This is a genomic window from Marinobacter albus, from assembly GCF_030238305.1.
Classification (GTDB): domain Bacteria; phylum Pseudomonadota; class Gammaproteobacteria; order Pseudomonadales; family Oleiphilaceae; genus Marinobacter; species Marinobacter albus.
In genome coordinates this window covers 1,288,102-1,305,445 of record NZ_JASSQD010000001.1, presented here as the reverse complement: position 1 = coordinate 1,305,445, position 17,344 = coordinate 1,288,102, and the positions used below count along the sequence as shown (strand labels likewise).

The window sequence follows — 17,344 nt, the reverse complement described above, 5'->3', positions numbered from 1 at the left end:
CCTAAGACCCGGAACGTTTCATTTCGGGGAAAGTCAGGCCGAACCGGAACTGAAGCCGGACAGCTGGTCATCGAGATTGCTGAGGGCAGCAAGTGACGCCAGGCGTTCACTCACCCCTCGATAAGACAGGGAAACGCCTCGCCGGTTCGCCAGGCGTTGCCAGCAAAGCAACAGGGACAACACCACACTGCTGGCGGTCTTGAGAGTCCCGAGGTCAACGACCAGGTCCACGTTCACCGTATTGAGCAGCGTCTCGCCCTGCTTGCGCAGAGCAACAACGGAATCTCCATCCACCTCTCCACTGACGGTGAGCACACTGTCGATCATCTCGACCCGGGGCGCCGGAGCGGTCATGAATTATCGACTTCTTTCTCAAGCTTCAGGGATTCCACCGCATCGCCCCAACCGTCAATCACCGCCTGAACCTGACCGCGGTTCGCTTCCATCTCCTGCGCAAAGCGGTCGCGGAAGGCCAGACCGATGTTCACGCCTTCGACGATGACGTTCTCCATCATCCAGTTGCCATCTTTGGCCTTGTACATGGAGTAGGTCACGGGATACCGGTTACCAGAGGCGCTGATGACTTCCATCTGCACCGACGCCCGGCCATCGTCCTGCGGATTGATGACGGCTTCCTTCACCTGGATGCTGAAGTCTTCGGCATCCACCAGGGCCTGGGCATAGCTGTCGAACAGGCTGCGCTTGAACTTAACGACAAACTCGTCGCGCTGCTCGGGCGTGGTCTGTCGGGCGTACCGACCCATCACGCGCGCCGCAATTCGGCGGAAGTCGACAAAACCGTCCAGAGATTCATCCATGCTGGCGTAGAAAGCCTCGGGGTCAGCCTCGTACAGACCACGTTCCTTGTTGAGCTTTTCGACCAGGCGCTGGGTATTCTCGTCCACATACTGCCGCAAGTCTTCAGAAGCCCCCGCCTTGGCCGCACCCACCAGAAAGGCAGACAGCGCAAGGATCAGGAAAAGGCGTTGTTTTACTGCAAGCATCAGAATCTCCTTAAAAAATCAGTCCCTCCCAGCCAGATTAACGGCCGGATGCAAAATTCCCAATCAACCGTTCGAGGTTCATGGCTGACTGCGTGGAATAAAATGTGTCCCCCTCGGCCAGCGACTCCATGTCGCCACCAACGGATATATCAATGTACTGTTCGCCAAGCAGCCCGGATGTACGTATTACTGCGGAACTGTCCGCAGGAATGTTGTCGATGTCTGAATGAATGGCCATGGTCACCCTGGCCTGGAACGTTTCCTTGTCCAGACTGATCGACTCGATGGTGCCGACCGTCACCCCAGCCATGGAGACACGGCCACGCGGCGTGAGCCCCCCGGTATCGTTGAAGTTGGCGTAGACGCGATAGGTATCTTCCGCCGATTTGGGTGACAGGCCACTGACCTGCAAGGCCAGAAACAGGAGTGCTGCCAGGCCGGCGATCATGAACAATCCGACGATGATTTCTGTTGTTCGCTGTGTCATTACCGGCTCCCGGTACCTATCCATTAATCGTTATGTCAGAAGTCGCCAAACATGATGGCGGTCAGCACAAAATCCAGACCGAGCACCGCCAGGGAAGAATACACGACAGTTTTGGTGGTGGCGGCACTGATACCCGCCGAGGTCGGCACGCAGTCATACCCCTGATAGACGGCAATCCACGAGCACACAAACCCGAATACCACGCTTTTGATCACGCCGTTCATCACATCTTCGGCAAAATCCACCGACGACTGCATGTTACCCCAGAAGGAGCCCTCGAAAACGCCGAGCCAGTCAACGCCCACCAGCATGCCGCCCCAGATGCCGACTGCTGAAAATATAATTGCCAGCACGGGCATCGCGATAAAACCCGCCCACAGGCGCGGGGCGATAACCCGGCGCAGGGGGTCAACACCCATCATTTCCATGCTGGAGAGTTGTTCCGTAGCCTTCATCAGACCAATTTCAGCGGTCAGGGCAGAGCCGGCCCGACCGGCGAAAAGCAGTGCCGTAACCACCGGACCCAACTCGCGAACAAGAGTCAGCGCGATCATCTGGCCAATGGCGGCCTCGGACCCATAGTCACTCAGAATGGTATAGCCTTGCAGCCCCAGCACCATCCCGATAAACAGGCCCGACACGATGACGATGGCCAGCGACAACACGCCGACCCCGTACAGTTGCTTGATCAGCAGCGGAAACCCGGTCGCCGGCCGCGGAACGCCCAGCAACACCCCCGCCAGAAAGCGTCCGGAACGACCAAAAGATGAGACGACCGTCAGCCCCAGGTGACCCAGTGCCACAACCCGATCGATCAAGACGCACCTCCGCTCAGACCATAGTCCCGCGAGGCCTCAGCTGCCGGGTAGTGAAACGGTACCGGGCCATCCGGCTGCCCTTTCAGGAATTGCTGAACCTGTTCAGACGGGTGTGCCCGAAGCTCCTCCGGTGTGCCCTGCCCAATCACTTTGCCGTCCGCGATGATGCAGGCAAAATGGCAGATACTGAGGGACTCCGGCACGTCGTGGGAGACCAGTACGCTGGTCAGCCCCATAGAGCTGTTCAGATCGCGAATCAGTTTCACCAGCACGCCCATGGCGATAGGGTCCTGTCCGGCAAAGGGCTCATCGTACATAATCAGCTCAGGGTCCAGCGCGATGCTGCGCGCCAGCGCCACTCGCCGGGTCATACCACCGGACAGTTCGGAGGGCATCAGGTGACGCGCACCCCGCAAGCCAACCGCCTCCAGCTTCATCAGGACAATGTCGTGAATCATGTCCTCCGGCAGCGAACTGTGAACCCGGAGCGGAAACGCCACGTTTTCGAACACGCTCAGATCGGTAAAAAGCGCACCACTCTGGAAAAGCATGCCGATCTTCTCACGCATCGCATAGAGGTCTGCGCGCTTCAGCCTCGGGACTTCATGACCATCCAGCACAACGCTGCCGGAGTCCGGCCGAAGCTGGCCTCCGATCAGACGCAGGAGCGTGGTCTTGCCGGTTCCACTGGGCCCCATGATCGCGGTTATCTTGCCACGGGGGACATCCAGACTGACGCCATCAAAAATTCGGCGGCCGGAACGGGAGAAAACAACGTCCTTTAGTGAAATGTATGCGGGTGAACCCATAATCCTTCCCTTTCGAGGAGCGGGTACATTATTCCAAGGAGCCCCCAAGCTCAATCCATGAAACGCAAAATCTATTGAAAGGATTGGTCAGTTTGCCTGAACTTTCTGTAACCGCACGGCGCCTGCAATCGAAAATGATATACTCCGCTGTAACTTGAGCGGCTCTCCCCAAATCGGGGATTCAGCCGTACCATTATTTTCCGAGACCACCCAAGCAGACCAGGCCCCTATCCCGATGACTGAACAGAGCTCACAGGATTTCCGCACTTCCGCGATCCAAGCCATTCGTATCGAGCGCGAAGCCATTGATGCCCTGGAAGAACGCATCGATGACCATTTTATCAAAGCCTGCGAGGTCATCATGGCCTGCAAGGGGCGCGTGGTGGTCACCGGCATGGGCAAGTCCGGCCACATCGGCAACAAGATTGCCGCAACACTGGCCAGCACCGGCACGCCGTCCTTCTTTGTACACCCGGGTGAGGCCAGCCATGGGGATCTGGGCATGATCACCAGCCAAGATGTGGTCATTGCCATCTCGAACAGCGGCAACACCAGTGAAGTGGTCACCATCCTGCCCTTGATCAAGCGCATGGGCGCACCGCTGATCAGCATGACCGGCAATGCGAATTCCACCCTCGCCCGGGAAGCCGTGGCGAACCTTGATGTCAGTGTCCAGACCGAGGCCTGCCCGCTGGGTCTTGCCCCTACCTCCAGCACCACCGCAACACTGGTGATGGGCGATGCCCTCGCGGTTGCTCTTCTTGAGGCCCGTGGATTCAGTTCCGAGGATTTTGCGCTTTCTCACCCGGGCGGCAGTCTTGGGCGACGCCTCCTGCTCCGGGTCTCCGACATCATGCACACCGGCAACCGGATTCCAAGAGTCCCGGAAGGCACAACATTGAGCGGGGCACTGCTGGAGATTTCGCAGAAGGGGCTGGGTATGACAACCGTGGTGGATGCAGCCGGCAAACTGACCGGTGTGTTTACCGATGGCGACCTCCGTCGTACCCTCGATAAGAACGTCGATGTCCACGTCACGCCGATCGAGCAGGTGATGACCCACAACGGCAAAACCATCGAGGCAGACCACTTGGCGGCGGAAGCACTGAACATCATGGAAGAGATGAAGATAAACGCCCTGCCCGTCACCGATGCAGGGGGAGAACTGGTCGGCGCAATCAACATGCACGACCTGCTCCGGGCGGGAGTTATCTGATGGCCACCCACACCAGTCCACTGCGGAACACCTGGCCCCAGGCGCTCCTGGAAAAAGCCGCCCGTATTCGCCTGATCGCCCTCGACGTAGACGGCATCATGAGTGACGGCAAACTGTACTTCAGCGCCAGTGGTGATGAACTGAAAGCCTTCAATATTCTGGACGGGCTGGGCCTGAAACAGCTAATGGCAGCTGACATTACCGTCGCTGTTATCACCGGTCGCCAGTCACCCCTGACCGAAAAACGCATGCGGGATCTGGGCATCCCCCACCTGATACAGGGGCGGGAAGACAAACGGACAGCCCTTGAAGAATTGGTCAGTACCATGAATGTTCCGCCCGGGGCCATTGCCTACATGGGCGACGACCTGCCCGACCTGCCCGCAATTCGCTTTGCCGGCCTCGGCATAACAGTCCCCAACGGGTATTGGCTGGTGCGCGAGCACGCCGACTACTGCACACAGGCAGCCGGCGGTAACGGGGCCGTCCGCGAGGCATGCGATCTGTTGCTGACAGCGCAGGACAAGCTTGATAATGCCCTGTCAAAATTCCTGGAGCCCGAAGCATGAGCGATGCCTCTCCTGGCGAAAACGACATCACCGAGATCGAAGACAAAAGCAGCCTGATTTCAGTGCTCACGCTGGAGCATCGGCCATGGTTGCGCTCTTTGGCTCTTGGCGGCACCATCGCAGCCACCGTGTTCCTGATGTGGCGCAGTGACGAGCCGCCCGTGGTTCAGGATGAGGCGGCGGAGCTCCGGGGCAAGGCCGAACCGGACGGCTTTGTCATTAACGGCAGCTACACCTCCTATGACGAGGAAGGCAACCTGAAAATCCAGTTCACCAGCCCCCGAATCGAACAGTTCGAAGAAGGCAATATTGCGACGATGAAAGCCCCCCGGGCCAAGCTCTTCGGCGAGCCGCAGACCACCCCATGGATTGTCGAGGCGGAGAACGGCAGCTGGCTGCAGAACGAGGGGGTTCTCTACCTGACCGACCATGTTCGGGTGGTCAGAACCATCGGCGAACGGGAAGCCACTCTGACAACCACGAGCCTGACGCTGGACAACGACCTGGGCACCGTCTACACCGATGCCCCCGTCACCATTACCGACACGATTGGCGTAACCCGGGCAAAAGGCATGCAGGCCTGGATCAACGAGCGCATTCTCGAACTTAACTCCCAGGTGGAAGGACGCTATGAAACTGGCAAATAACCGACTACGAACGCTGTTGGCGATCACCCTGGCCCTGACCTTAACCGGGCCCGTCGCCGCGTTCAGCCTGGATTCGGACCTGCCGATTAACGTGAGCGCGGACAGCGCCCGGCTTGACGACGCCAAGGGCATTGCCACCTACACCGGCGACGTTGAACTGATTCAGGGCAGGACCCGGCTTACGGCGGACCGGGTGGTCCTTTATCGCGACGTTGACGGACTGAGCCGGGTTGAGGCCTCTGGCAAGCCCGCCCGTTATCAGCAACCCACCCGCAACGGAGAGGGTGAAACCGATGCCCGGGCTCTCAACATCACCTGGTCGGCCGCGGAGAACCTGCTGACTTTTGAACGGGACGCGATCATTGAGCAGAATGGAAACCTGTTCCGGGGCGATGTCATTCATTATGATACCGTCCGTCGGGTAGTGACTGCCGAGGGCGGCACAAAGACCGAAACCGGCAGCGGCCGCGTCGAGATGGTCATTCAGCCACGCAGCACCAGGAGCATACAGGGATCCGATGGCAGTTCTGAGAGCCAGTAACCTGGCAAAAAGCTACAAGCAGAAAAAAGTGGTGCTTGATGTCTCGCTGGAGATTCGCAGTGGCGAGATCGTCGGCCTGCTGGGCCCCAATGGTGCAGGCAAGACCACCTGTTTCTACATGATCGTCGGGCTGGTCCCGGCCGACCGGGGCCGCATCACGATTGACAGCCAGGACGTCACGCCACTGCCCATGCATGGCCGGGCCCGAAAAGGGATCGGCTATTTGCCCCAGGAAGCCTCGGTGTTCCGGAAACTGACCGTCCGCGACAACCTGATGGCGATTCTGGAAACCCGCAAGGGCTTGAGCCGGGCCGACCGGGAAAGCAGGCTGGGGCAACTGCTGGAGGAATTCCACATTACCCACATTCGCGACAGCGTGGGTATGGCATTGTCCGGAGGCGAACGCCGGCGCGTCGAAATTGCCCGGGCACTGGCCATGGAACCGGCTTTTATCCTTCTGGACGAACCCTTTGCCGGCGTGGACCCGATTTCGGTAAGCGACATCAAGCACATTATCCGCCACCTGCGGGACAAAGGCATTGGGGTACTGATCACAGACCACAATGTGAGGGAAACCCTGGACATCTGTGAAACGGCATACATTGTTTCCGGGGGACACATCATTGCGTCCGGCAATTCGGAAACCATTCTCGCAAACCAGCAAGTAAAAGAGGTTTACCTCGGTAATGAATTCCGTTTGTGAGCAGTGCTGCCCGATTGTGTTGATGAACCCGAGCAAGTAAACTCGGCAAAGAACTTGCTAGGCTGTTTCGCGCCAAGGGCAAGTGACCGGCATACAACAATTTTTTTGAACTTACGGTAAAGCAGAGCCTGATGAGTGACGGATCCTGAACCATGGTTATGAAAGCCTCCTTACAGTTAAAGCTGGGTCAGAGCTTGACCATGACGCCCCAGCTGCAACAGGCGATCCGGCTACTACAGCTATCCACCCTCGATCTACAGCAGGAAATCCAGCAGGCTCTGGAATCCAACCCGATGCTGGAAACCTCGGAAGACGACGATCAGGCCGACACCGCATCCAGTGACGATGATAACAGCCACGAAGAATCAGCCGCGGAAACGGCAGCAGATGCGGGCTCTGACACCAACACCGACTGGGATGAGTCGGAAAACGGCCCCGACTGGACCTCCGAAAACGAGATACCGGATAACATCCCCGACGATCTTCCGGTCGACACCGCCTGGGATGATATCTATCAGTCCGCCCCTGCCCCGGCGGCCCGCAACGACGACGAAAACGATCACGACTTCGAAACCCGCAATTCCCCCAGTGAAACCCTGCAGGACCACCTTGAGTGGCAGTTGAACCTGACACCACTGAGTGAACGTGATCAGGCCATTGCCCATGCCCTGATGGATGCGGTGGACGAACGGGGTTACCTGACCAGCCCGCTGGACGAGATCCATTCAGGGCTGCTGGATGAAAACGAGGAAGACCCGCTTGAACTGGACGAGGTGGAAGCGGTGCTGCACCGGTTGCAGCATTTCGACCCACCCGGCGTATTTGCCCGGGATCTGCAGGAATGCCTGCTGATCCAACTGAACCAGTTGCCGCCTGACACCCCCTGGCTGGCCCAGGCACGCCTCGTCATCACCCACTACATCAATCTGCTGGGCAACCGGGACTACGCCCAGTTGTTGCGCCGCAGCCGGCTCAAGGAAGATCAGTTGCGGGAAGTCCTGGCCCTGATCACCGGTCTGAATCCGCGTCCGGGCGACGTCATTGATCGCGCCGAACCCGATTACGTGATTCCCGATGTCATCGTCCGCAAACACAACGACAGGTGGCGGGTTGAGCTGAATCCTGAAATTGCACCACGCATCCGCGTCAATGCGAGCTATGCTTCTCTTATAAGGCGAGCAGACAGCAGTGCCGATAACACCTACCTGCGGGATCAGTTGCAGGAAGCCAAATGGTTTATCAAGAGCCTGCAGAGCCGCAATGAAACCCTGCTGAAAGTGGCAACACGCATCGTCGAGCACCAGCAGGGGTTTCTGGATCAGGGCGAAGAAGCCATGAAGCCACTGATCCTTTCCGACATAGCGCAGGCGGTGGAAATGCACGAATCGACGATTTCCCGGGTCACCACCCAGAAATACATGCACACTCCGCGGGGAATCTTCGAGCTCAAGTACTTTTTCTCCAGCCACGTCAGTACCGATGAAGGCGGGGAATGTTCATCGACAGCCATCCGTGCAATGATCAAGAAGCTGATAGCGGCCGAGACTCCGAAAAAGCCGTTGAGTGACAGTAAAATTGCAGCCATGCTAGGGGAACAGGGCATCAAAGTGGCCCGTCGAACCGTCGCCAAGTACCGGGAAGCGATGCATATTCCACCCTCTAACGAGCGAAAAAGACTGGTTTAGGGGAGCACTGTCGAGTACAGCGCTCCTCCGAGCCAAACTTTGCCGGCGCGGTGTGCGCCAGCCCTCAGTCCGGCCTTTTGGGACCGGCATGATGACAACAGGAGACGCCTATGCAACTCAACATTTCAGGCCATCACGTAGAACTGACTCCCGCACTGAAGGATTACGTCTCAGAAAAATTCGAGAAACTTGAACGACACTTTGACCATATCAGTAACTGCCAGGTTACCCTGCAGGTGGAAAAGGTGCGTCAGATGGCGGAAGCAACGTTGCACGTGGTTGGTGGTGATATTCACGCAAAGGCTGAAAACGAGGATATGTACGCAGCGATCGACGGGTTGATTGATAAACTGGACCGCCAGATCCTCAAGCACAAGGAAAAGAATGTAGACCGGATGCACGGAAACGGCTCTCGTTAACCGCCCGTTTTCATGCATGTCATCTCATCGCGCTGCGGCATGGAGCACCTGCCGCAGCCTTTTTTTTACGGAAATGCAGTCGATTCATGAGCGACACATCCCTGACCATAGATAACATCCTTGCACCGGAGCTGACCCTATGCCGGGTACCGGCATCAAGCAAGAAGCGGGTGCTGGAATTCATCGCCGAACAGATCCACCGGCACGACGAATCGCTCAGCGAGACCCAGATCTTCAATAACCTGGTGTCCCGGGAGCGTCTCGGCAGTACCGGGATTGGCCAGGGTATTGCCATACCCCACTGTCGGCTGGAAGGACTGGATCACGTGGTAGGCGTTCTGCTGACGCTCGAGGAAAGCATCGAGTTCGACGCCATCGATAACCAGCCCGTGGATCTGGTGTTTGCCCTCGTCGTCCCCAAGGAGGCCACCAGCGAACACCTGGAACTGCTCAGCCAGCTGGCGGAGAAGTTCAACGAGCGGGCGTTCTGCGATGGGCTTCGGCAGTGTGATGACGCCACCACACTATACAAGCGCATGACCACTGCGACCGAGTAACACCCCAGAGAGTGGAGACAGAGTGCCCATGAAACTGATCATCGTGAGCGGCAGATCCGGTTCCGGCAAGAGTACGGCGCTCCATGTGCTCGAGGATCTCGGCTACTACTGCATCGATAATCTGCCCATCGGGCTGCTGTTTCCCCTGACCCGCGAAGCGGCCGCGCAGGAATCGCCGGGGCGACTCCACAAAATGGCTGTCAGTATCGATGCACGCAACCTGTCCGGGGAGCTGGCCAACTTCGAGGTCATTTACCGTCAGCTGCAGGAAACCGGGGTCACCGTCGAGATCATTTTTCTGGATGCGGACGAGCAGTCCCTGCTCCAGCGCTTTCACGCCACCCGGAGAAAGCACCCGCTGAGCGACGACCGGACCTCATTGCGCGAGGCGATCAGTAACGAGAAAAAACTCCTCGAGCCACTGTCCAAGCTCTGTGACCTTTACGTGAACACGACCGGCATGTCGATGTACGAACTCCGTGACATGATCAAACAGCGCGTTGTCGGCCGCAAGGATCAGGAGCTGGCCCTGCTCTTCCAGTCGTTCGGATTCAAGCACGGCGTCCCCCTTGACTCGGATTACGTATTCGATGTTCGCTGCCTGCCGAATCCCTACTGGGATAACAGCCTGCGCAAGTTTGTTGGAACCGATCAACCTGTTATCGATTTTCTGGAAAAGGAACCGGCCACGGGCCAAATGATCGGCGACCTGACCAGCTTCCTGGAAACCTGGCTACCTTCTTTTGCCGACAGCAACCGCAGTTACATGACCATTTCGATTGGCTGCACCGGTGGCCAGCATCGTTCGGTGTACGTGAGCGAGCAACTGTGCAGACATTTCCGGAAAACCTACAGCAACGTTCAGGTTCGTCACACGGAATTACCGCACCTGCAGGCCCGGGGAGAAATCTGAGCGCACCATGATTCGTCGCCCCATAACCATCATCAACAAACTGGGACTGCACGCCCGGGCGACTGCAAAACTGGTCGCAACGGCGTCCGAATTTGACAGTAGCGTGCGGATCAGCGGAAAAGGCCGGGATGTGGACGCAAAAAATATCATGCAGGTGATGATGCTTGCGGCCAGCCAGGGCACCGATGTGGAGCTCATCGCCGATGGCCCTGACGAGGAAGCGGCCATTGAAGCCCTGACGGAATTAATCAACGACTATTTCGGCGAAGGCGAGTAATTACCCGACGTAAAACCCGTGCACCGTCGGTTTCTGTGGAATTCACCTACAACTCTCTCTCACCTCTGCCTCCTAACTCCGTTATAATACGAGGGTTTTCTGACTGTGGGTGATCCATGACCGATATTCTGGAGAAAAGCCAGGCCCGCCAGCGTCTCCGCTCCCTGAGCGAGGCTCTGGATAGCGGCGCCCTGAAACAGGTTGCCCGCATCCTGAATGGCGGCCTGAGCCCCAGTGATATTGCCCACCTCCTGGAATCGTCCCCACCTCGCCAGCGCGCGCTGCTCTGGAACCTGGTGGACAAGCAACTGGAAGGGGAAGTCCTCCAGTACCTGAGCGACGATATCCGCGGTTACTTCCTGAGCCAGCTGAACGCCCAGGAACTGGCCGATATCATTGAAGATTTCGAGTCAGACGATCTCGCCGACCTGCTTCAGCAATTACCGGACACGGTGATCCAGGAAGTTCTGGACACCATGGACGAGCAGGACCGCCAGCGGGTCGAAGAGGTACTCTCCTACCCCGAGGACACGGCCGGCGGCCTGATGAACACGGACACCATCACGGTGCGCCCTGACATCAGTATCGACGTGGTATTACGTTACCTGCGCCGACACCGCAACCTGCCCCCGATGACCGACAGCCTGATTGTGGTAAGCCGCCGCGACGAGTTCATCGGCATGCTGCCAATCACGAAAATGCTGGTATCCAATCCCGCAGCCACGGTGCGGGAAGTGATGGACACCGACATCGACCCCATTCCGGTCTCCCTTTCGGATACCAAGGTCGCGACGCTGTTCGAACGTTACGACCTGATCTCGGCCCCGGTGGTGAACGAGGATGGCAGGCTGCTGGGGCGGATCACCATTGATGACGTGGTCGACGTTATCCGCGAGGATGCCGATCACTCACTGATGAGCATGGCCGGTCTTGATGAGGACGAGGATACCTTTGCCCCGGTCTGGAAAACGACCCGGCGACGCGCGGTATGGCTTGGCATTAACCTTATCACTGCGTTCATCGCCTCGGCTGTCATCGGCCTGTTTGAAGAAACCATCACCAAGGTGGTGGCGCTGGCCGTGCTCATGCCCATTGTCGCCAGCATGGGTGGTATAGCGGGCAGCCAGACCCTCACGCTCGTTATCCGGGGTATGGCGGTAGGCCAGATCAGCGGCGCCAACGTCGGCTGGCTGCTGAACCGGGAGTTCCTGTCGGGAGCCCTGAACGGGCTGTTCTGGGCCCTGGTTGTTGCCACCGCCGCTGCGGCCTGGTTCCAGGATCCGCTCATCGGAGCGGTGATTGCCGCGGCCCTGGTCATAAACCTGGTGGCCGCGGCCCTTGTGGGGACAGTCCTGCCCCTGTTCCTGAAATCCAGAAATATTGATCCCGCGCTGGCAGGGAGCGTGATCCTCACGACGGTTACCGATGTGGTCGGCTTCATGTCCTTTCTGGGCCTCGCCACCATATTTTACGCGTAATTGATGAACAACGACCGAATAACAACGGATCTACCATGAGTCAGCATGATCAGTACGACGACGAGGACGAGTTCGGCAAGAGCAAATCCCAGCTCAAACGGGAGATGCATGCGTTACAGGATCTGGGCAAACGGATGCTCGACCTGAGCAACGACCAGCTCGACACCTTGCCGATCAGCGATACCCTGCGCGCCGCTATCGAGGAATCTCGCCGCATTCGACAGAACGAGGCAAAGCGCCGGCACCTGCAATATGTTGGCAAGATCATTCGTCAGGAAGACGATCCGGACGCCCTGAAACGGGCTATTGATGCCTTCGATGCGGGCAGCGAGGAACACACCCGGCGCCATCACCTTGCCGAACGTTGGCGCGACCGCATGATCGCCGAGGGAGATTCAGTGGTGGGTGAATTCTTCAGCTATTGCCCGACCGCCGATATGCAACACCTGCGCAATCTGGCACGAAACGCGCGGAAAGATGTCGAGAAGCAGAAAAACACGGGCCAGTCCCGCAAGCTCTTCCGCTACCTGCGCGAATGCATTGACGACGCCGAAGCGACCCACTGATCCTCAGCTGCCGCCGGCCCTATAGCCGGCGGTGTTCCCAGACTGGCATGCGCTTGCGCAACTGTTTGAGCTGCTCCAAATCCAGTTCAGCGGCAACCACCCCCGGCCCTTCGGCCAGCTCGGTCACCACCTTCCCCCATGGATCGCAGATCAAGGAATGGCCATAGGTGCGCCGCCGCTCGCTGTTCTGGCCACCCTGTCCCGGTGCAACCACCCACACCTGGTTCTCTATGGCCCTGGCACGGATAAGGGCATGCCAGTGGGCATCCCCGGTTTGCCAGGTGAATGCACTGGGCAGACATACCCATTCAGCTCCCTGCTCCCTCAGAGCACGAAATAGCTCCGGAAACCGAAGATCATAGCAGATGGCCAGGCCGAGCTTGCCGGCAGGGGTGTCAACAGTCACCACCCCCTCGCCGGGCTCAAAGGTGTCGGATTCCCGATATTGCCCGTGAGCGTCATCCACCATGGCATCGAACAGGTGGATTTTGTCGTACCGGGCCACTTCCCGGCCCTGGGCATCAAAAACCAGGCAACTGGCCCTGACTCGGTGATCGATACCCGAGCCATCCGGTCGCGCGGCGATTGGAAGGGAACCACCCACAATCCACATTCCCAGCGTTTTCGCCTGCTCCGCCAGAAAAGATCGGATGAGTGGATGGTCGCCGGCTTCGCCTTGACCACGATCCACCATCTGATGGGTTGCCAGGACCGCAAAGTTTTCCGGCAGGACCGCCACCGAAGCTCCCTGCCTGGCAGCTTCGGCAAGCAGTCGGCGCGCTTCCTCAAGGTTGGCGTCGATGTCGTGGGTACTCACCATCTGGATGGCGGCAACCCGGGCAGAGACAGTCTGGGTCATAAAAGGCTCCTGCTATTCGCCGGTATCGAATACCCGCTGGAGATCTACCTGTGGGTCGTCCCAGGTGCCGGTGACACCGTAGGACGCGCTGGTCAGCTTGCTCAAAGGATCGCCCAGAATCTTGTCGAGCACAAACAATGCCCCGCCAATCGGTGCCCCGGCCCCCATCAACAATGCCGCCAGCGGCAGATTCTGGGTCAGAGGCAGCACCACCACCAGACGCATGTCCAATGTCTCATCAGCAATATCAGTAGAGCCGCTCAGTTTGAACGCGCCCGAGGGGCCAACCACCTGAACTTCCGGATCCATGGTGATCAAGCCGTCAATGAGCTGTGCTTTACCGGAAATCGCATCGAACGCAACTCCCCGCTCATAGAGATCGGAGAAATCCAACTTCAGGCGGCGCCACAGGGTATCGGCGTTAAGCAGGTTAAACACCCGGAACAGCTGGGCGGTATTGTTCTGCTCCAGGATGATACCTTCGTCCAGCCTGAGGCTGACCGATCCGCTCATGTCCGCAAGCGAGATTTCGTCCGGCCGGCCCGGCCAGTCCAGATCCAGCTCAATGTTGGTGGCCTTGTTGGTCAGGGGAATGTCCGCACCGAACAGCTCGTTCAGATCTGCCAGGGCGCCGCCCATTACCGTACCGGCAAATCGACTCACCTCACGGTCATCAATGATGCTCCAGGTCATATCCCCCAACAAAGTGAGCGAGTTGAGTCGCCCTTCGATTCCCTCGACGTTCAATCGGTAGGGTTCCGGGCGAAGCTGGAATGCCCAGCGCCCCAGGGACTCCTGATTCAACTGAAGGTCGGCTATGGTGACGTTCACATCGGGCCAGTCGCCCATATCCAATGACCGGAAGGCTTCGATCTGCTCTTCAATCGAAAGCAGTTCTGGCGCCTCTTCCCGTGCTTCGTCGTCCCGAACCAACCTCATGACCTCAAAATCCGCGGTGACCGCCGTGCCATCATCAGGAACAACCACACGTCCCACGGCTCGTTCGGAACGCGTATTCACGACCCAGCGATCACCGAGGTCAAGAGTCTCGACATGAATGTCCCTCAGGGTGTGGGCGCCCAGATAAAGGTGGGCAATGTTCATCTCCAGCCCGGTGTCTTTCCAAAACACCTCAAACGATGCTCGATTCTCCCAGTCGCCGGTTATGGCAATCCCCTCTGGCGCTGCTGGGTCAATGGTTGCCAGCAACGGCGCGGCTTCACCAGCACTCTTGGCAAGCGGCTCAGGCCAGTCGACGGCGACACCTTCCAGGTCCGAACGGACATTGATCACGGAGGTAGAGCCGGCACCGAGATCAAGTTCCGCGGAATAACCGAGGACTCCGGAGAGCCCGAGGGTCGTATCCGGCGCAAGGCCCGTCGTCGCAAGGGCATCGGACATGGAAAGCTGCCCGGACTGACGGACCGACAAGGCCTCGCCGGATTCACTCCGGGACAAGCCGATACTGACGGGATTACCGAAGAAGCTCGCCGTCAGAGGCCCCCCTGAAAAACCATCAACGGAGTGGTAGGTCAGCTCCCCGCTGAGGCTCTGCCAGGAAAGACCGGCAGGCGGGTATGCTATTGACGCATCGCTGGCCCGGACGCGGGCCTCAACCAGGATATCCCGGTTACCTGCAAGGGGGACGTCCAGACCAAGCTGTAACTGGTAGGAACCGTCGAATTCAAGCGCTGACGCCTCAGACCCCGCGATCTCCCCAAGCGGACTGTTGCTCAGCCAGAAACCCACAGCGTCTCCGGGAACCTCAGCAGAGGCATCAACCCGAACGAGGGTATTATCGGAATCTGGACTAACCGTTACGGTGCTCGACGAAAGACTCAGGCCACCGGTATTCCCCTGCTCCAGGGTGACCCTGGTTTCCAGATTGTTGACCACCACCTGGCCACTTGCGCCCCAGACCTCTGGCCAGCGCTCGTCGTAAACGACGGAGGCGTTCTCGAAATCGAATCGCATGGAGGAGGCGAAAGCGCCTCGTGGCGCATCTGAACCAATCTGCCCGTGGCCGTAATAGACACCTGACGTGATATCCGCAGTCCGTACCGACGTTGTCAGCCATTGATAAAGCTCAGGATTAACCACCTTGGACGGCACGAATTCCGCCAGCATGGACTCGGTTGCATTCTCAATCCCGACCCGAAGCCCCAGATTATTCTCACCTTCCCGGTCCAGCTTCAGATCAAACGCGCCGGAGAAGCTGGTGGTGTCGTCATAGGCAATGCGCATGTTGTCGGAAAAGATGCGGGTTACCGTGCCATCGAACTGCCAGGCAACCAGCCCTTCGACGTCGGAAAATGCCCAACCCCCGTCATACAGCTTGGGGAATGCCAGGGTGGCCGGCGCCTCGCCATCCTCGATGTCAACATAACCGGCGCCCGGCTTCAGATACAGGGAACCAGATAATCCCGTTATGCCGGGGGCGCCACCAAAGGCCTGCACGCTGATGTCGCGGAGGTTACCGGAAAGTTCGAAACTGTCGTCGGTTGTACTCGGAAGCCATAAAGACAGCCGGTCCAGATAACCATCGGGACGGTAGTTCTTCAACGCATCCGCCCCTTTCGCCGGGAGCATGGGTAACAGCGACAGGAGCCTGCGGGTAGGTCCGAGAGGCAAGGCATCGGCGATAACCCTGAGACCGCCATTCTCGGGCGCCAGGCGGAAGCTGAAAGGAGACACGTCGTCACCATTCCAGGTCCACTCCAGCTTTTGGAGGTGCCACTCTCCCGGGCTATCCGCCTGGGCAGAAGCAGACACTTCGGACAGAGCATCCTGGGATCGTCGCCACCCAAACCGTGCCCGTATATTTTCAATCGGGGCCAGGGACTCCATGCCTACGCCCAATTGCATATAGGGCGTTTCCAGCATTCCATTTACCTGCACAATCTGGCCGTCACGGAACGTGAGCCAGGCTTCGCCGCCGAGGTCAAAGCCCTCAACGCGGATGTCCCGCCAATGGTATTCATCTATCAGGCCATCGAAAAGCCGACCGGAGTTCACGTCCAGGTAGAGTTGCCCGGTGAAGTCGCCGCGAAAAAAATGTTGCCCAACCAGACTGAAACTTGCCAGCTGCTCTGTGGTTCCGGACTTGATGGCACGACCCGAGGCCCGAAAAAGTCCCTGCCGGTAAACCATGTCCAGTTGGGGGATATAGACATGGCGCTGGTGCCCCTCATTGTCCTGGACACCCAGGCTGAATCGGGTGATTTTGACATACGGTTCGGACAGCCAGTCTCCTGCCAGTTCGAGCCAATGCTTGAGCCGGTTGTTAACTGGCTCGGGGAGGTCGGCCCCCTTCACGCCCACTTCTCCCGCCTCGGACTGATTGAGGGTCAGCTCGACGCCATCGAGTTCGAAATCTTCAAAAACAACCCGCAACCGGCGCAGTGAGGACAGGAAATCGAACCGGATACGAAGATGATCGACCCGGGCGACGGTCACCCCGGAATCTGGATTGGTTATGGATATCTGCTCTGCCGTAAAGGAGGGATCCAGCCAGTACCAGCGCGAGGACAGGCCGCCAATGACAACATCCTGACCGAGACGGGCCGACAGTTCACTGGCCAGGTCATCCGCGAAGGCATCGACATTGCGCGTGAGCTGGCGCCCTACCCCTGCGTACAACGCGAACACCACCAGCACCAGCAGAAGAAACCACCAGACGAGGCTGGAAACCCGCGCGGCAAACCTGACCGGCGGACTCTCAGACTGATGATCCGATACTGGGGACTCGCGGTCAGGGGGCGACATCAATTGGGCTTACTCCCCGCGCCGACAGACA

Annotated in this window: 19 protein-coding genes; 12 read left to right on the top strand and 7 right to left on the bottom strand. The window is 58.5% G+C overall.

From position 1 onward, the window contains the following. Positions 1–33: 33 nt before the first annotated feature. From QQF73_RS06165 to QQF73_RS06145, 5 genes are read right to left on the bottom strand one after another with little or no spacing between them, the layout of a single operon-like run. A complete protein-coding gene (locus tag QQF73_RS06165) occupies positions 34–354 on the bottom strand; it encodes an STAS domain-containing protein (protein ID WP_219866344.1) in 321 nt (106 codons plus the stop codon). Beyond that, entirely contained in the window at positions 351–1,004 is a 654-nt protein-coding gene (locus QQF73_RS06160) for an MlaC/ttg2D family ABC transporter substrate-binding protein (RefSeq protein ID WP_285367624.1), read from the bottom strand. Before QQF73_RS06160 ends, QQF73_RS06165 begins: the two co-directional genes overlap by 4 nt. Positions 1,005–1,041: 37 nt before the next feature. Next, complete coding sequence (mlaD, locus tag QQF73_RS06155) at positions 1,042–1,491, bottom strand: outer membrane lipid asymmetry maintenance protein MlaD (RefSeq protein WP_285367623.1); 450 nt, start codon at positions 1,489–1,491, stop codon at positions 1,042–1,044. A 35-nt stretch (positions 1,492–1,526) separates the two neighbouring features. Next, a complete protein-coding gene (gene mlaE, locus QQF73_RS06150; RefSeq protein ID WP_219866347.1) occupies positions 1,527–2,309 on the bottom strand; it encodes a lipid asymmetry maintenance ABC transporter permease subunit MlaE in 783 nt (260 codons plus the stop codon). Further along, positions 2,306–3,118 (bottom strand): ABC transporter ATP-binding protein, encoded by an 813-nt coding sequence (locus QQF73_RS06145; RefSeq protein ID WP_219866348.1) that lies wholly within the window; start codon positions 3,116–3,118, stop codon positions 2,306–2,308. Before QQF73_RS06145 ends, mlaE begins: the two co-directional genes overlap by 4 nt. Before the next feature lie 235 nt (positions 3,119–3,353). Between QQF73_RS06145 and QQF73_RS06140 the strand changes: the two genes are divergently transcribed. From QQF73_RS06140 to yjgA, 12 genes are all read left to right on the top strand, one after another. After that, entirely contained in the window at positions 3,354–4,334 is a 981-nt protein-coding gene (locus tag QQF73_RS06140) for a KpsF/GutQ family sugar-phosphate isomerase (protein WP_285367622.1), read from the top strand. Continuing rightward, positions 4,334–4,903, top strand: coding sequence for a KdsC family phosphatase (locus QQF73_RS06135; RefSeq protein ID WP_285367621.1), 570 nt, complete (start codon positions 4,334–4,336; stop codon positions 4,901–4,903). Before QQF73_RS06140 ends, QQF73_RS06135 begins: the two co-directional genes overlap by 1 nt. Beyond that, complete coding sequence (gene lptC / locus QQF73_RS06130) at positions 4,900–5,550, top strand: LPS export ABC transporter periplasmic protein LptC (RefSeq protein ID WP_219866351.1); 651 nt, start codon at positions 4,900–4,902, stop codon at positions 5,548–5,550. The genes QQF73_RS06135 and lptC overlap by 4 nt, the downstream gene beginning before the upstream one ends. Beyond that, positions 5,534–6,091 (top strand): lipopolysaccharide transport periplasmic protein LptA, encoded by a 558-nt coding sequence (gene lptA / locus QQF73_RS06125; protein ID WP_219866352.1) that lies wholly within the window; start codon positions 5,534–5,536, stop codon positions 6,089–6,091. Before lptC ends, lptA begins: the two co-directional genes overlap by 17 nt. Next, positions 6,069–6,794, top strand: coding sequence for an LPS export ABC transporter ATP-binding protein (gene lptB / locus QQF73_RS06120; protein ID WP_219866353.1), 726 nt, complete (start codon positions 6,069–6,071; stop codon positions 6,792–6,794). The genes lptA and lptB overlap by 23 nt, the downstream gene beginning before the upstream one ends. Before the next feature lie 158 nt (positions 6,795–6,952). Further along, the gene (locus tag QQF73_RS06115; protein WP_285367617.1) at positions 6,953–8,479 is read left to right on the top strand and encodes an RNA polymerase factor sigma-54; all 1,527 of its coding nucleotides are present in this window, start codon (positions 6,953–6,955) and stop codon (positions 8,477–8,479) included. 110 nt (positions 8,480–8,589) lie between these two features. After that, complete coding sequence (hpf, locus tag QQF73_RS06110) at positions 8,590–8,898, top strand: ribosome hibernation promoting factor (protein ID WP_203300215.1); 309 nt, start codon at positions 8,590–8,592, stop codon at positions 8,896–8,898. A gap of 86 nt (positions 8,899–8,984) precedes the next feature. Then, positions 8,985–9,455, top strand: a complete 471-nt coding sequence (ptsN, locus tag QQF73_RS06105; protein ID WP_219866355.1) for a PTS IIA-like nitrogen regulatory protein PtsN — start codon at positions 8,985–8,987, stop codon at positions 9,453–9,455. Between the two features lie 28 nt (positions 9,456–9,483). Continuing rightward, a complete protein-coding gene (rapZ, locus tag QQF73_RS06100) occupies positions 9,484–10,368 on the top strand; it encodes an RNase adapter RapZ (RefSeq protein ID WP_219866356.1) in 885 nt (294 codons plus the stop codon). A gap of 7 nt (positions 10,369–10,375) precedes the next feature. Further along, positions 10,376–10,645: an HPr family phosphocarrier protein gene (locus QQF73_RS06095; RefSeq protein ID WP_219866357.1), complete on the top strand. Its 270-nt coding sequence runs from the start codon at positions 10,376–10,378 to the stop codon at positions 10,643–10,645. 116 nt (positions 10,646–10,761) lie between these two features. Then, a complete protein-coding gene (gene mgtE / locus QQF73_RS06090; protein WP_285367611.1) occupies positions 10,762–12,123 on the top strand; it encodes a magnesium transporter in 1,362 nt (453 codons plus the stop codon). 35 nt (positions 12,124–12,158) lie between these two features. After that, complete coding sequence (yjgA, locus tag QQF73_RS06085; RefSeq protein WP_219866359.1) at positions 12,159–12,689, top strand: ribosome biogenesis factor YjgA; 531 nt, start codon at positions 12,159–12,161, stop codon at positions 12,687–12,689. Positions 12,690–12,708: 19 nt separating this feature from the next. Here the strand turns inward: yjgA and QQF73_RS06080 are convergent, their stop codons facing one another. Next, positions 12,709–13,548 carry a carbon-nitrogen hydrolase family protein gene (locus tag QQF73_RS06080; RefSeq protein ID WP_219866360.1) on the bottom strand — a complete coding sequence of 280 codons (840 nt, stop codon included), beginning with the start codon at positions 13,546–13,548 and terminating at the stop codon, positions 12,709–12,711. 12 nt (positions 13,549–13,560) lie between these two features. Next, on the bottom strand, positions 13,561–17,313 hold the full coding sequence (locus QQF73_RS06075) for a YhdP family phospholipid transporter (protein WP_285367607.1): 3,753 nt from the start codon (positions 17,311–17,313) through the stop codon (positions 13,561–13,563). Positions 17,314–17,344 lie beyond the last annotated feature (31 nt).

What these genes read in the sequence shown, in the direction of transcription:
- lptA (WP_219866352.1), top strand. Translation starts at nt 5,534, where the DNA reads ATGAAACTGGCAAATAACCGACTACGAACGCTGTTGGCGATCACCCTG.
- QQF73_RS06165 (WP_219866344.1), bottom strand. Translation starts at nt 354, where the DNA reads ATGACCGCTCCGGCGCCCCGGGTCGAGATGATCGACAGTGTGCTCACC.
- mlaD (WP_285367623.1), bottom strand. Translation starts at nt 1,491, where the DNA reads ATGACACAGCGAACAACAGAAATCATCGTCGGATTGTTCATGATCGCC.
- QQF73_RS06095 (WP_219866357.1), top strand. Translation starts at nt 10,376, where the DNA reads ATGATTCGTCGCCCCATAACCATCATCAACAAACTGGGACTGCACGCC.
- hpf (WP_203300215.1), top strand. Translation starts at nt 8,590, where the DNA reads ATGCAACTCAACATTTCAGGCCATCACGTAGAACTGACTCCCGCACTG.
- mgtE (WP_285367611.1), top strand. Translation starts at nt 10,762, where the DNA reads ATGACCGATATTCTGGAGAAAAGCCAGGCCCGCCAGCGTCTCCGCTCC.
- rapZ (WP_219866356.1), top strand. Translation starts at nt 9,484, where the DNA reads ATGAAACTGATCATCGTGAGCGGCAGATCCGGTTCCGGCAAGAGTACG.
- QQF73_RS06145 (WP_219866348.1), bottom strand. Translation starts at nt 3,118, where the DNA reads ATGGGTTCACCCGCATACATTTCACTAAAGGACGTTGTTTTCTCCCGT.
- yjgA (WP_219866359.1), top strand. Translation starts at nt 12,159, where the DNA reads ATGAGTCAGCATGATCAGTACGACGACGAGGACGAGTTCGGCAAGAGC.
- QQF73_RS06140 (WP_285367622.1), top strand. Translation starts at nt 3,354, where the DNA reads ATGACTGAACAGAGCTCACAGGATTTCCGCACTTCCGCGATCCAAGCC.
- QQF73_RS06115 (WP_285367617.1), top strand. Translation starts at nt 6,953, where the DNA reads ATGAAAGCCTCCTTACAGTTAAAGCTGGGTCAGAGCTTGACCATGACG.
- QQF73_RS06080 (WP_219866360.1), bottom strand. Translation starts at nt 13,548, where the DNA reads ATGACCCAGACTGTCTCTGCCCGGGTTGCCGCCATCCAGATGGTGAGT.
- lptC (WP_219866351.1), top strand. Translation starts at nt 4,900, where the DNA reads ATGAGCGATGCCTCTCCTGGCGAAAACGACATCACCGAGATCGAAGAC.
- QQF73_RS06160 (WP_285367624.1), bottom strand. Translation starts at nt 1,004, where the DNA reads ATGCTTGCAGTAAAACAACGCCTTTTCCTGATCCTTGCGCTGTCTGCC.
- ptsN (WP_219866355.1), top strand. Translation starts at nt 8,985, where the DNA reads ATGAGCGACACATCCCTGACCATAGATAACATCCTTGCACCGGAGCTG.
- QQF73_RS06075 (WP_285367607.1), bottom strand. Translation starts at nt 17,313, where the DNA reads ATGTCGCCCCCTGACCGCGAGTCCCCAGTATCGGATCATCAGTCTGAG.
- QQF73_RS06135 (WP_285367621.1), top strand. Translation starts at nt 4,334, where the DNA reads ATGGCCACCCACACCAGTCCACTGCGGAACACCTGGCCCCAGGCGCTC.
- lptB (WP_219866353.1), top strand. Translation starts at nt 6,069, where the DNA reads ATGGCAGTTCTGAGAGCCAGTAACCTGGCAAAAAGCTACAAGCAGAAA.